Consider the following 13,369-nt stretch of genomic DNA (forward strand, 5'->3'; position numbering starts at 1 on the left):
GTACGGGTCAGGTGTTCTGGCTTTAGCCGAACCAGATCCCGTAATACATTCGCAGTCCTCCATCCATGTGACAGGCGCAACCTAGCCGAACACCTGCGGGCTTGTCATCCCCTTTTGAGACTTCCCGTCAATATTGCAGCAGCGCGTCCCGGTCCAGCGTGAATTCCGAGGCGATCCAGCGGCTCTCCAGTTCGGCCAGTTTCGCGCCCAGCGCAGGGCCGGAGTAGCGCCCGAGCAGATCGGCGGCCCTGACCGGGAATGTCTCTGCGGCCCCTTTTTTAACGGCCGCGCCCGTCTCAGCCGTCCAGGGCTGTTCCAGAAAGGCGCAGCGAAGCAGAGCAGCGTCTTGTCCGTCTGGCTGTCCCAGCCGATACCCCAGCTCGGCGGCCCCGGCACCGCCCTGCGCCCCGTCTCGGATTCGGATCAAGCGAGCCAACTGCGCCTTGCTGAGGCGCAGGGTTCCGGCAACCTCGGGCGCAGCGATGGCTGCCAGACGGCGCAGCGCGTCGGGGGCAAGCCCGGCCTGCGTTTCAAGATGGATCAGGATCGGCAGCGCCCGATCGTCGGCGCCGGGCAGCAGATGCGCCAGAACGCCGATGCTGCGCATGGCCGCCACTGATGGGGCCGGATCGGGCGCGGCCAGCAGTTTCAGCATCTCGGCCCCGACCCGTTCGCGCGACAGCCGGTCGAGCCCGTCCAGATCGGCCGCAATCGCCGCCAGCGCATCCGGGTCCATCCCGGCCTGCGCATCGCCATACCAGGCGTGGAACCGGAAATACCGCAGCGAGCGCAGATAGTCCTCGCGGATGCGATCTTGGGCCGTACCGATGAACCGCACGCGCCGCGTCTGCAGGTCAGGCAGGCCACCCAGCGGGTCCAGAATGGCGCCGTCGGGGCGGGCATAAAGCGCGTTCATCGTAAAATCGCGGCGGGCGGCGTCCTCTTCCACTTGGTCGGAAAAGGCCACGACCGCGCGTCGCCCATCGGTTTCGACGTCGCGGCGGAAGGTGGTGATTTCATGCGGTATGCCGTCGCTGACCACGGTCACGGTGCCATGATCAATCCCCGTCGGAATTGCCTTCAGCCCGGCCCGTTCGGCCAGGTCCATCACCTGTTGCGGGCGGGCGTCGGTGGCGATGTCGAGATCCGAGACCGATGCCCCCAGCAGCGCATTGCGTACGCAGCCCCCCACGAACAGCGCCTGCGCACCGCCCTCGGTCAGCGCCGCACACACGTTCTGCGTAGCCGGGTTCGTGATCCAGTCTTCGGTGATCCGCATCATTCGTTCATCCGTGCCGCCAACCCGCGCAACATGCGGGCCGTGGCGCCCCAGATGTAGTAGGGGCCATAGGGCACCGCGAAGTAATACCGCCGTGTTCCGCGCCAGATGCGCGATTCAACCACATAATTCGCAGGGTTCAGCACATGCGCAAGCGGAACCGAAAACACCTCGTCCACCTCGCCCGGTTCGGCCACCGGGTCAAAGCCGCGCTCCAGAACCGCGACCACCGGTGTCACGGCGAATGACGTGACCGTTTCATGCACCGGCAACGTACCCAGAATGGTTGGCAGGTCCGGCGGCAGGCCGATCTCTTCCTGCGCCTCGCGCAAGGCGGTGGCGGTCACATCCGCATCGGTGTCGTCCTGCTTGCCGCCCGGAAAGGCGATCTGCCCCGGATGGTGTTTCAGGGCCGAGGACCGCTTGGTCAGGATCAGGCGCGGATCGCTGCGGGCCAGGTCCACGGCGACCAGAACACCCGCAGGGCGCAGTTTGCGCCCCGCAGGCAGAACCGTGCCGGGATTGAGGTCGAAGTCGCTGGACCCGTCACCCGGACGGGCCAACGCCGCGCTCAGACGCGGGATCAGGTCAGCCGGCATCCGGATCTTCGGCCTCGAACCCGACCGATTTCGGATCCAGCACGTAATGCGCGCCGCAGAACTGGCAGTCGGCGGTGACGGTGCCTTCGTCCGTGGTCATCTTCTCGATGTCCTGGGCCGAGTAGATCGACAGGCTTTGACGCACGCGGTCCTCGGAGCAGGTGCAGCCGAACTGCACCGACTGGGCCTCGTACACGCGGGGCTGTTCCTCGTGGAACAGGCGCACCAGCAAATCGGTCGGTGCCACGGACGGACCGATCATTTCAAGATCCTCGACCGTGTCCAGCAGGATGTTGACCCGGCCCCAGTTCTCTTCTTCTTGGCCATCGACCAGATCGGCGGCTGTCAGAACTTCGCCTGTGCCCTCGCCGCTGGCGACAAACGGAGACGCCTTTGGCATGTGCTGCAGCATGATGCCGCCGGCGCGCCAGCGTTCGCCCACACCCGGCTCGGTTGACCGGCCAAAGCTGAGCGAGAAGCGGGTCGGCAGCTGTTCGGACTGCGCGAAATACGCCTCGGCACAGGCGCTGAGCGATCCTCCGGCCAGCGGCGTGATCCCCTGATAGGGTTGCGTCCCCTTGCCCTGGTCGATCAGGATCGCAAAGTATCCCTCGCCCACCTGATCAAAGGGAGCACCTTCGGTCAGACGGTCGCGGTCAAAGCTGGCATAGGCCCTGATCTGCGCGGGCTGGCCCTCTTCGCGCGGGGCGTAATAGTCAGTGGCGATCATCCGCACGGGCCCCTTGGACTGAACCTGCAGCGACAGCTTCCAGCGCAGCGCGACGGTCTGGCCGATCAGCGCGGTCAGCAAGGCCATCTCGGCCACCAGCGCCTCAACCTGCGCGGGGTAGTTGTGCTGCTTCAGGATGCCGTCCAGCACCCCGTCCAGCCGGGCCACGCGGCCACGCATATCCGATACATCAAGTTGAAAGGGCAGGACGGTATCGTCCCACGCGATTTTCGTTCCAAGAGACATGGGGTTTCCTTAAGCGCCGCAAGTTGGCATATCGCCACCATATAGGTCGTACATTCGGGGTTGAAAGGGTCCTTACATGATCAGACGGTTCGGCGAAACCCCGGAACCGGGGCGGAAATACACGCGCCGGGTCGGCGTCTATGCGCTGCTGCCGCGCGGGGCCAGCCTGCTGCTGACCTGCCAGACCGAACCCGGACCCGACTTGCAGCTGCCCGGTGGTGGGATCGACGCCGGCGAGTCGCCAATAGTCGCCCTGCATCGCGAGGTTTTCGAAGAAACCGGTTGGTCGATCGCGGACCCGCGGCGGGTTGGTGCGTTCCGGCGATTCACCTACATGCCCGAATATGATTTGTGGGCCGAGAAGGTCTGTCTGATCTACCGGGCCCGCCCGGTGCAGCGCAAAGGACCACCGACCGAACCCTTTCACGAGGCGGTTTGGATGAACACCGGCGATGCGGTTCACATGTTGGGCAATGCAGGCGACCGGCACTTCGCGCGTCTGCATCTATCCGGGTTTTAGTTTCCGTTGTACTCGAAAAACACGGCTGAAACGTCATCCTCCATCCCCGTTCCCGGCGGCATACCCTGAGTCAATCGCCAGAACATGTCGTCCAGAAACTCGGGCCCGCTGTTTGCTCCTAGGCATTCCAGCGCCATCCGTTGCAGCCCGTCCTCATCCAAAAGATCACCGTTTTTGACACGGCATTCGGTGAAGCCGTCCGAGTACAACAGCAGCTTGTCACCGCGCTGCAGATAGGTTTCGGTCTGCTGGAACGCCACATCGGGCAGCAATCCGATGGGTAGGCCGCCATCCCCAAGGAACTCTGCCCGGCCGGTCCGGCGCAACAGCAGTGGATGGGGGTGCCCAGCCTGAACCATTCTAAGGTGGCCGTTGCGCAGATCCACGATGGCGTAGACCATGGTGAAATATTCCTCGATCCCCGTGTCGGCCATCAGGCGGGCATTCAGGATAGCGGCTACCTGCTCGGGTGGCAGCAGGGCGTAGAACTTGTTGAACCGCTTCTCCATTGCGACGTTCTGATCGAAATGCTGGCTGGTCAGATATCCGCCCAACCGCGCTGTCATCATTGCTGACGTGATACCGTGGCCGGAGACGTCGATGCTGTAGAACCCGATCCGGTTCGCGCCTGGCGAGAACATCCCCACCAGGTCACCCCCGATGTGGCCGCAGGGTTTGAGCAGCAGGCTGACCCGGGACCTGCCAAATTCCCGATACAGTTCCGGCACCAGTGATTCCTGAATCTTGCGCGCCTGGATCAGATCCTTGTCGATGGCGTCATGCGCAAGGCGCAGTTCGGCCAAAGCTGTTTCGATCAACCGGTTCTTGTCCGAAAGTTCGCGCTGCATATCAAGAATGCGGGCCCCTGCCGAAATGCGGGCCCGCAACTCGTCTGCTTCAAGCGGTTTGATCAGGAAATCATCCGCACCGGCATCCAGACCGCGCGCGACTTCCTGCTTCTCACTTTTTGAGGTCAGAAGGATGAAATAGGTATACTGGTCGTTCTCCAACGCGCGAAACGCGCGGCAGAATTCCAGCCCGCCCATGCCCGGCATCACCCAGTCACTGAGCACCAGATCAGGCAGGGCCTTTTTGCAGATCTCGATCGCTTCTTCACCGCTGTCAGCCTCGACAACCGTAAATCCCCATTTCTTCAGCGACGCCACCAAAATACGGCGTTGCAGGCGGCTGTCATCGACCACCAGCACAGTCCGGATGGCTCCAAAATCCAGGTCAGCCTTGGCCTCAATTTGGCTGGACACTCGCACGCGAAACCTCTGCGTATTTTCCAACTGGGGTGGGGCAAAGCTACGGCGCTCGGCTTAACAACCGATGAAAGCTGTTCACCGCAGTGGCTTAACCCGGATTTTACCCCGGACCGGTATTCAGAGACGGTTTCGGTCAAGGTGGAGGACGGTGATGATACACTGGCCAAGGGTGCGCCAGCTGCGTGATGAAGTCGGGTCCGAGGAGTTCGACGAGGTCGTCCGGATTTTTCTGGATGAAGTCGGTGAGGTCATGGGCCGCTTGACGTCGGACACCGACCGATCCGCGCTTGAGCAGAACCTGCATTTCCTCAAGGGCAGTGCATTGAGCCTTGGTTTTGAGAGCCTGTCCAAACTCTGTCAGGATGGCGAACTGCGCGCTGCTGCGGGCCATGGGGCGGAAGTCGATCTGGACGCGGTCATTGCGGCTTTTGACCGCTCGCGCGCGGAATTCATGTCCGGCCTAAAGGACAACCTGTAATCGGTCAGATCACGAATTGTGCCAGCGTCTCGTCCTCGGTGATGTCGGTATAGACGAACCCGGCATCGTCCAGATGCGCAAACAGGCGCAGGAAATTGTCCGGCTTGCTGGTCTCGATCCCGATCAGGACTGAACCGAAATTGCGCGCTGATTTCTTCATGTATTCAAACCGGGCGATGTCATCTTCGGGGCCGAGGATGTTCAGAAATTCCTTCAGCGCACCGGGTCGCTGCGGCAGGCGCAGAATGAAGTATTTTTTGACGCCCGAGTAGCGCTGCGCCCGCTCTTTGACCTCGGGAAGACGCTCGAAATCGAAATTCCCGCCCGAGGTGACGCAGACGACCGTCTTGCCGCGCACAAAGCTCTGGACGTCGCCCACCGCCTCGATCGCCAGGGCCCCGGCGGGTTCCAGCACGATGCCTTCCACGTTCAACATCTCGATCATGGTGGTGCAGATGCGGTCTTCGGGCAGGACGATCACGTCCGACAGATGCCGGTCGCGCAACAGCTGGAACGGCTTGTCACCGATCCGGCCCACCGCCGCGCCGTCGACGAAATTGTCCACCTTGTCCAGCGACACCGGATGGCCCGCCGCCAGCGCCGCGCGCAGACAGGCCCCGCCCGCGGGTTCGACGAACAGGCAATGGGTGCGGTCGCCGAACCACGTCGCCACGCCCGAGGACATGCCGCCCCCGCCCACCGGCAGCACCACGTGATCGGGAAGGCGGCCCAGCTGTTCCTCGATTTCGACGGCCAATGAGGCCTGCCCCTCGATCACGTCGTCATCGTCGAAGGGCGACAGGAAATACCCGCCCTGCTGCGCGCACCAGTCCTGAGCCGCGGCAAGCGTGTGGTCGAAATAGTCGCCAGTCAGGTGGATCTCGACGTTGTCGCCACCAAAGATTCGGGTCTTCTGGATCTTTTGCTGAGGTGTCGTCACCGGCATGAAGATCACGCCTTTGACCCCCATGTGCTTGCACATAAAGGCCACGCCCTGCGCGTGGTTGCCAGCGCTGGCGCACACGAACAGGTCCTGTCCCTGCTGCTTGCGCATGGCGTTGAACGCGCCGCGGATCTTGTAGGACCGCACCGGGCTGAGGTCTTCGCGTTTCAGCCAGATGTCGGCATCGTATTTCTCGGACAGATGGGCATTGCGCTGCAACGGCGTTGCAGGAAACACGGTGCGCATCGCCTGTTCGGCGGCGCGGGCGCGGGTCATGAAATCACTCATGCCGCATTCCCTGCCCCATCAGGCCGACAAGGGCAAGGAATACATCGGTGTACGGGCGATCAGCCCAGTTCGCGCTTTTCGATGAACACGCCGTACATCGTGGTCAGGATGCTGACGTTGATCATCGGCAGGATCAGAATCCCGAAAAACAGGGCGATCAATACACCCAGTACCGGAATGATCGACAAAACTCCGATCGCCAGCTGAACCAGAAACTGAAACAGGAACGAGACCACGATAAGAACGACGATTGTACCTCCGGTACCCAGAGTGTTGTTCCAAGCCTCGGCCAACGTGATCGGCTGGCCGATTGCCGCAGCCGGCAGGATGATGGACAGCCGATAGAAGCAAATAGCCAGGAAAACCAGGTAGCCGATGGTCAGGATGATCGAAACGGCGATCAGTCCTTCGCCCAGCATGCCTGTCAGGATCCCCATCGGCAGGAATGCAATTGCCATCAGGATCCCGAGCATCAGTCCGCGTCCAAAATAGGCCAGAATGCGATCGAACCGAAAGGTGGGCAGCACGCCGGAAGGATACTCTTCCAGAAGAATGTATCTGTGCCAGGCCACCGCGATCCAGCCCATGATGAGGACCATCACGACGAATAGGAGAAACGCGAACAGAACAATGGCCCCCGGGTTCACTCCCGGCGGCAGCCCGTTCGGATTGTCATCAAATGCCTCGAGAGGAATTCCGGACACCATGAACAGGCCGATGATTGCAACCGTTCCGATTACGGCCGGTCCGATAACGATTTGCGCCACCTGCTTGAGATTGCCAAAAACCATCCGAAGCGAGTGGGCAAAAATATTCCATCCGAGCATTCCGAAATTTCCTTAATCAATCCATGGTTGTTACCGTTTGACTGCAATTCCGCCGCCCGGTCAATCCACAGCTTCTTGCCCCCACGTCGAAAACCCGCTAGGGGCCAATCGTCTTACGCATAAGGGGAAGTCAGATGTCCGCGCCCAAGAAAGTTGTTCTGGCCTATTCCGGTGGCCTTGATACCTCGATCATCCTGAAATGGCTGCAGACCGAGTATGGCTGCGAGGTGGTGACCTTCACCGCCGATCTGGGTCAGGGCGAAGAGCTTGAGCCCGCCCGCCAGAAGGCCGAGCTGCTGGGGATCAAGCCCGAGAACATCTATATCGAGGACATCCGCGAGGAGTTCGTCCGCGATTTCGTCTTCCCGATGTTCCGCGCCAATGCGCAGTACGAAGGGCTGTACCTGCTGGGCACCTCGATCGCGCGGCCGCTGATCTCGAAGCGCCTGATCGAGATCGCCAAGGAAACCGGCGCTGACGCGGTGGCGCATGGCGCCACCGGCAAAGGCAATGACCAGGTGCGGTTCGAACTGGCGGCCTATGCGCTGAACCCTGACATCAAGGTGATCGCGCCCTGGCGCGAGTGGGACCTGACCAGCCGTACCAAGCTGCTGGAATTTGCCGAGGCGCACCAGATCCCGATCGCCAAGGACAAGCGCGGCGAGGCACCCTTCTCGGTGGATGCGAACCTCCTGCATACCTCGTCCGAGGGCAAGGTTCTGGAAGACCCCGCTGTACAGGCGCCCGACTATGTCTATCAGCGTACCGTCCACCCCGAGGACGCCCCGAACGAGCCTGAATATATCGAGATCGGCTTTGAAAAAGGCGACCCGGTCAGCATCAATGGCGAGGCGATGAGTCCCGCCACCCTGCTGACCAAGCTGAACGAATACGGCGGCAAGCACGGCATCGGTCGTCTGGATCTGGTCGAAGGCCGGTTCGTGGGCATGAAATCGCGCGGCATCTACGAAACACCGGGCGGCACCATCCTGCTGGAGGCGCATCGCGGCATCGAATCCATCACCATGGACCGCGGCGCGATGCACCTGAAGGACCAGCTGATGCCGCAATATGCCGAGCTGATCTACAACGGCTTCTGGTACAGCCCCGAGCGCGAGATGCTTCAGGCCGCCATCGACAAGAGCCAGGAACATGTCACCGGCACCGTCCGCGTGAAGCTGTACAAGGGTCTGGCCTCGACGGTCGGCCGCTGGTCGGATCATTCGCTGTATTCCGAGGCGCATGTGACTTTTGAGGAAGACGCCGGTGCCTATGACCAGAAAGACGCTGCGGGCTTCATCCAGTTGAACGCGCTGCGGCTCAAGCTGCTGGCGGCGCGCGACAAGCGGTTGTCCAAGTGACCGAGGATGACAGCATAAACGACGAACTGGAAATGTTCATCGAAGCGCAGGACACGGTCTGGTCCGATGTCCTGCGCGAACTGGAACGGGGACAGAAGACCAGCCATTGGATGTGGTTCGTCTTTCCGCAACTGGCCGAGCTGGGCCAATCACACATGGCGCAGCTCTACGGGATCGAGGATCTGGACGAGGCTGCGGCCTACCTGGCCCACCCCGAACTGCGCCGCCGCCTGACCGAGGTGGCCCGGCTGATACTGACCCACGCAGGCAAGGACCCGGCCGAGATTCTAGGCAAGGTGGACGCCAAGAAGTTGCGGTCGTCCATGACCCTGTTCGCCGCCGTGCCTGATGCTCCGCCCGAATTCCAGGCGGTTCTGGATGCGTTCTACGACGGTCAGCCCTGCCTGCGCACGCAGCAGGCCCTGGGCTGAGCGGTTTCCCGTAAGGTCACGCTTGCCCCGGCCCCTGCCCTCTGTCACCCCGAACGCAAGTGCGAAAAAGGGAGGCAGGGATGCTGCAGGAGATCGCCGAGGGAATCCAGAAAGGGCTGGCCGACAAACGCTTTGACGGCTCGTTGAAATTCGATTGCGGCGCCGATGGCGTGATCGTGCTGGCCGACAACACGGCCACAACCCAGGACCGCGAAACCGATTGCACCATCCGCATCTCGCGCGAAAACCTGGGCAAACTGCTGACCGGCAAGCTGAACCCGATGACCGGGGTGATGATGGGCAAGCTCAAGATCTCGGGCGACATGGGCGTCGCGATGAAGCTGGGGCAGTTGCTGGGCTAGGCGATAAACTCGTCTCACCACCGCGTGACAAACGGTTTCAGCCGATTGTCAGCCGGCCCGTTGCGCGGCAGCCTGAGGCGGAAAGGAGATCCGCCATGACCCGTTGCCTCGACCAGATCAAGCTTACCCTTCTGCTTTCGCTGATTGCGCTGGCGCTGATCCTGCGCGCTCAGCCTTCCCCGGCGGCCGGAACCGAGACGCTGACCGTGGCGGGCGGCTGTTTCTGGTGCGTCGAAGCCGATTTCGAATCCGTACCCGGCGTGATCGAGGCGGTTTCGGGTTACACCGGCGGCACGACTCCGAACCCCACCTACAGCCAGGTCACGAGCGGCGGCACCGGCCATTACGAGGCGGTGCAGATCACCTTCGATCCGGCCCGCGTTTCCCGTGAAACCCTGCTGAACCTGTTTTTCCGCTCGGTCGATCCCACCGATGCCGGTGGACAGTTCTGTGACCGGGGCGACAGCTATCGCACCGCGATTTTCGTCTCTGACACAGGCGAAAAAGCTTTGGCCGAACGCAGCAAGGCCGAAGCACAGCGTGCGCTGGGTCAGGCCATCGTGACTCCGGTCCTGTCGCTTGGGGCGTTCTATCCGGCCGAGGCCTATCATCAGGATTACTACAAGGGCAAAAAGCTGGTGTTCACCCGGTTCGGGCCGAAACGCCAGCTGAATGCCTACAAGGCGTATCGCAAGGCCTGCGGCCGCGATGCACGGGTCCGGCAATTGTGGGGCAACGCCGCGCCGTTTGCCGGATCTTAATCCAGCGCGGCCTCGCGCACCTCTTTCAGATCGGGAATGACGTCCGCCGTACCAGGCCGCATCACCATCAGGGCAGCGGCCCGGTTGGCTTGGGTGATGGCCTGCGCCATCGGCATCCCCCGGTCCATTCCCGCCAGAACATATCCGGTAAAGGTGTCCCCGGCCCCGGTCGTGTCCACGGCCTTGACCTTGTGGGCGGGAAACTCTGCCGCCGCCTGCCCGCGTTGATGATAGCGGGCGCCTTTTGACCCCTGCGTGACGATCACATGCTCGACCGGCAGATCGGCCGGAGCCATCCCTGTGGCCTGTTGCAGCTGGGCGGCCTCGACCTCGTTCAGGATCAGGAAATCCAGATAGGGCAGCACCGCCTGCACCGCCGTTGCGCTGAAGGGGGCTGCGGCATAGCACACCGTCAAACCCCGCTCGCGGCCCAGCTTCGCGGCCTCGACCTGTGCGGTGGTCTCGTTCTGGAGCACCAGAAGACCGCCCGTGTCAGAGTCTGCCAGCGCGGCGGAAACCTGACCGGCTCCGATCGCATGGTTGGCGCCGGGGTACAGGATGATCAGGTTTTCGCCCTGCGCATCCACGGCGATGATCGCATGGCCCGTGGGCTGATCGACCTGCGCGATGTGCCGCGTGTCGACCCCGTATTCGGTCAACCGGTCGCGCGCCCACAGCCCGTCGGCCCCCACGGCGCCGATATGGCGCACATGCGCCCCGGCCCGCGCCGCCGCAACCGACATGTTCGCGCCCTTGCCGCCCAGAAACCGCTGCAAATCGCTGGCCGCCAGGGTTTCACCCGGCGTCGGCAGGTGCGGCAGCGCATAGACCATGTCGGCATTGATCGAACCCAGGTTCCAGATTGCCATCGGATCACGCCATGTCGCACGAGGCCAGGATGGCCATGTTCAGGATGTCATTCGCGGTCGAGCCGGTCGAACAGATCTGGATCGGCTTGTCGATGCCGGTCAGGATCGGGCCGATCACCGTAGCATCGGCCATTTCCTGCATCAGCTTGGTGGAAATCGAGGCCGAGTGCCGCGCGGGCACGATCAAGATGTTGGCCGGCCCGGTCAGGCGGCAGAAGGGATAGGCCTCTTGCTGGTGGGCGTTCAGCGCCACGTCGACGGTCATCTCACCTTCGTATTCGAAATCGACGCCGCGCGCCTCCAGCACCTGCGGCGCCTTGTACAGTTTCTCGGTCCGCTCGGAGACCGGATAGCCGAAGGTCGAGAAGCTGACGAAGGCCACCCGAGGCTCCAGCCCCATGTGGCGGGCAACCGTGGCGGCGCGTTCGGCAATCGTCGCCAGATCGTTCTCGTCGGGCCATTCATGCACCAGCGTGTCGCCGATCAGCACGATCCGGCCCTTGTGCAGCAGCGCGGTGATCCCGGCGGCGCCATGGGCGGCGTCGGCGTCGAACACATGGCTGATGCGATCCAGCACATGCGCCGATTTGCGGGTGGCCCCGGTCACCAGACCATCGCCATGCCCATGCGCGAGCATGAGGGCCGAGAACACATGCCGGTCGCGCGCGGCCAGGCGGTGGATGTCCTTGCGGTCAAAGCCTTTGCGTTGCAGTCGCTGATACAGAAAGTCCTTGTAGGCATCGAGATGCGTGGTGTTGGCGGCGTTGACCACCTCCAATTCGCGCACCGCGTCGCCCAGACCGGCGGCTTCCAGCTTGGTCTTCACGTCGTCGGGCCGGCCCACGACCAGCGCCTTGCCGAAGCCCGACCGCTGATACGTCACCGCCGCGCGCAAAACCCGCGGATCGTCGCCCTCGGCAAAGATCATCCGGCTTTGCGCCGCGCGGGCCCGGGCGTTCAGGCCACGCAGAATGCTGGCGGTCGGGTCCATACGCGACTTGAGGCTCAGCTCATAAGCCTCCATGTCAATGATCGGCCGCCGGGCCGCGCCGGTGTCCATCCCCGCCTTCGCGACGGCAGGTGGAATGCGATAGATCAGGCGCGGATCAAACGGCGTCGGAATGATGTAGTCGCGCCCGAAGGTCAGCGATTTGCCATAAGCCAGCGCCACCTCGTCGGGCACGTCCTCGCGCGCCAGACGGGCCAGCGCGTGGGCGCAGGCGATCTTCATCTCGTCATTGATGGCGCGGGCGTGGATGTCCAGCGCCCCGCGGAACAGGTAGGGAAAGCCCAGAACGTTGTTGACCTGGTTGGGGTAGTCGCTGCGCCCGGTGGCCACGATCGCGTCAACGCGCACCTCGTGTGCCTCTTCCGGGGTGATTTCCGGATCGGGGTTGGCCATGGCGAAGATCACCGGATTGTCGGCCATGCTGGCGACCATCTCCTGCGTGACCGCACCTTTGACGGATACGCCCAGAAACACGTCTGCGCCTTTCATGGCCTCTTCCAGCGTACGCAGTTCGGTCGAAATCGCGTGGGCCGATTTCCACTGGTTCATGCCCTCGGTCCGGCCCTGGTAGATCACGCCCTTGGTGTCGCAGACGATGCAGTTTTCATGCCGGGCGCCCATCGCCTTGAGCAGTTCGATACAGGCGATCCCCGCCGCCCCGGCCCCGTTGAGAACGATCTTCACGTCCTCAATCTTCTTACCCGAGATGTGCAGCGCATTGATCAGCCCCGCCGCACAGATCACCGCTGTGCCGTGCTGGTCGTCGTGAAAGACGGGGATGTCCATCTCTTCCTTCAGGCGCTGTTCGATGATGAAGCACTCGGGCGCCTTGATGTCTTCTAGGTTGATGCCGCCGAAGGTCGGCCCCATCAGCCGCACTGCACGGCAGAATTCGTCGGGGTCCTCGGTGTCCAACTCGATATCGATCGAGTTCACGTCGGCGAAGCGTTTGAACAGGACGGATTTGCCCTCCATCACCGGCTTGGACCCCAACGCGCCCAGATTGCCCAGCCCCAGAACCGCCGTCCCGTTCGAGATCACGGCCACGAGGTTGCCCTTGTTGGTATAGTCATAGGCGGTCTCGGGGTTCTCGGCGATGGCTTCACACGGAACCGCCACGCCGGGGCTGTAGGCCAGCGACAGATCGCGCTGCGTGGTCATGGGAACGGTGGCCTGCACCTCCCACTTTCCGGGGGTGGGTTCCAGGTGAAAGGCCAGCGCCTCTTCTTTGGTGATCTTCGCTTTGGGCATTTTGACGGTCGGTTCCATGACTTCGGGGCTTTTCGCCTCATACCGCAGGCAGGGGCGCGCCTCAACGACTATGCGATTTCACCTTTCGTCGCGGTTGGGGGATTTGTAAGGTCGCGCCGGAATACGCCAGAGGGGAGCAGCCTTGTC

The 13,369-nt window shown here is 62.6% G+C and carries 14 protein-coding genes; 6 read left to right on the forward strand and 8 right to left on the reverse strand.

Annotated features, from left to right (window positions below; genetic code table 11):
• Positions 1 to 127 precede the first annotated feature (127 nt).
• Genes ACR3EK_RS15465 through hslO form a run of 3 tightly spaced genes read right to left on the reverse strand, consistent with a single transcriptional unit; the run spans position 128 to position 2,854 of the window.
• The gene (locus ACR3EK_RS15465) at positions 128 to 1,279 is read right to left on the reverse strand and encodes a CCA tRNA nucleotidyltransferase (RefSeq protein WP_480634034.1); all 1,152 of its coding nucleotides are present in this window, start codon (positions 1,277 to 1,279) and stop codon (positions 128 to 130) included.
• Positions 1,279 to 1,878, reverse strand: a complete 600-nt coding sequence (locus ACR3EK_RS15470) for a CoA pyrophosphatase (protein ID WP_480633835.1) — start codon at positions 1,876 to 1,878, stop codon at positions 1,279 to 1,281. Before ACR3EK_RS15470 ends, ACR3EK_RS15465 begins: the two co-directional genes overlap by 1 nt.
• Positions 1,868 to 2,854: an Hsp33 family molecular chaperone HslO gene (gene hslO, locus ACR3EK_RS15475; RefSeq protein WP_093963913.1), complete on the reverse strand. Its 987-nt coding sequence runs from the start codon at positions 2,852 to 2,854 to the stop codon at positions 1,868 to 1,870. The genes ACR3EK_RS15470 and hslO overlap by 11 nt, the downstream gene beginning before the upstream one ends.
• A gap of 76 nt (positions 2,855 to 2,930) precedes the next feature.
• Here hslO and ACR3EK_RS15480 point away from each other — a divergent pair, with 76 nt between their 5' ends.
• Positions 2,931 to 3,374 (forward strand): NUDIX hydrolase, encoded by a 444-nt coding sequence (locus ACR3EK_RS15480; RefSeq protein WP_480633836.1) that lies wholly within the window; start codon positions 2,931 to 2,933, stop codon positions 3,372 to 3,374.
• Here the strand turns inward: ACR3EK_RS15480 and ACR3EK_RS15485 are convergent.
• Positions 3,371 to 4,636, reverse strand: coding sequence for a PP2C family protein-serine/threonine phosphatase (locus tag ACR3EK_RS15485; protein WP_480633837.1), 1,266 nt, complete (start codon positions 4,634 to 4,636; stop codon positions 3,371 to 3,373). The genes ACR3EK_RS15480 and ACR3EK_RS15485 overlap by 4 nt on opposite strands.
• 157 nt (positions 4,637 to 4,793) lie before the next feature.
• Between ACR3EK_RS15485 and ACR3EK_RS15490 the strand changes: the two genes are divergently transcribed.
• A complete protein-coding gene (locus tag ACR3EK_RS15490; protein ID WP_170364374.1) occupies positions 4,794 to 5,120 on the forward strand; it encodes an Hpt domain-containing protein in 327 nt (108 codons plus the stop codon).
• A 4-nt stretch (positions 5,121 to 5,124) separates the two neighbouring features.
• Here ACR3EK_RS15490 and ilvA read toward each other — a convergent pair whose 3' ends face one another.
• A complete protein-coding gene (gene ilvA, locus ACR3EK_RS15495; protein WP_170364371.1) occupies positions 5,125 to 6,351 on the reverse strand; it encodes a threonine ammonia-lyase IlvA in 1,227 nt (408 codons plus the stop codon).
• A gap of 59 nt (positions 6,352 to 6,410) precedes the next feature.
• The gene (locus ACR3EK_RS15500; protein WP_170364369.1) at positions 6,411 to 7,178 is read right to left on the reverse strand and encodes a hypothetical protein; all 768 of its coding nucleotides are present in this window, start codon (positions 7,176 to 7,178) and stop codon (positions 6,411 to 6,413) included.
• Positions 7,179 to 7,312: 134 nt separating this feature from the next.
• On the opposite strand from ACR3EK_RS15500, the gene ACR3EK_RS15505 reads away from it, so the two are divergent.
• The 4 genes from ACR3EK_RS15505 to msrA all read left to right on the forward strand — a co-directional run bounded on the left by ACR3EK_RS15505 (position 7,313) and on the right by msrA (position 10,093).
• A complete protein-coding gene (locus tag ACR3EK_RS15505) occupies positions 7,313 to 8,539 on the forward strand; it encodes an argininosuccinate synthase (protein ID WP_170373152.1) in 1,227 nt (408 codons plus the stop codon).
• Between the two features lie 32 nt (positions 8,540 to 8,571).
• Positions 8,572 to 8,970, forward strand: a complete 399-nt coding sequence (locus tag ACR3EK_RS15510; RefSeq protein WP_480634035.1) for a DUF1810 domain-containing protein — start codon at positions 8,572 to 8,574, stop codon at positions 8,968 to 8,970.
• Positions 8,971 to 9,050: 80 nt separating this feature from the next.
• Positions 9,051 to 9,332: an SCP2 sterol-binding domain-containing protein gene (locus tag ACR3EK_RS15515; protein WP_005979840.1), complete on the forward strand. Its 282-nt coding sequence runs from the start codon at positions 9,051 to 9,053 to the stop codon at positions 9,330 to 9,332.
• Between the two features lie 95 nt (positions 9,333 to 9,427).
• On the forward strand, positions 9,428 to 10,093 hold the full coding sequence (gene msrA / locus ACR3EK_RS15520) for a peptide-methionine (S)-S-oxide reductase MsrA (protein ID WP_480633838.1): 666 nt from the start codon (positions 9,428 to 9,430) through the stop codon (positions 10,091 to 10,093).
• Here the strand turns inward: msrA and ACR3EK_RS15525 are convergent.
• Together ACR3EK_RS15525 and ACR3EK_RS15530 are read right to left on the reverse strand one after the other, a co-directional pair.
• Positions 10,090 to 10,962: a ribokinase gene (locus ACR3EK_RS15525; protein ID WP_480633839.1), complete on the reverse strand. Its 873-nt coding sequence runs from the start codon at positions 10,960 to 10,962 to the stop codon at positions 10,090 to 10,092. The two genes, msrA and ACR3EK_RS15525, sit on opposite strands and share 4 nt — an antisense overlap.
• A 4-nt stretch (positions 10,963 to 10,966) precedes the next feature.
• Positions 10,967 to 13,222, reverse strand: coding sequence for an NADP-dependent malic enzyme (locus ACR3EK_RS15530; RefSeq protein WP_480633840.1), 2,256 nt, complete (start codon positions 13,220 to 13,222; stop codon positions 10,967 to 10,969).
• Between the last annotated feature and the right edge of the window lie 147 nt (positions 13,223 to 13,369).

This window comes from Ruegeria sp. BC8 (genome assembly GCF_056535705.1).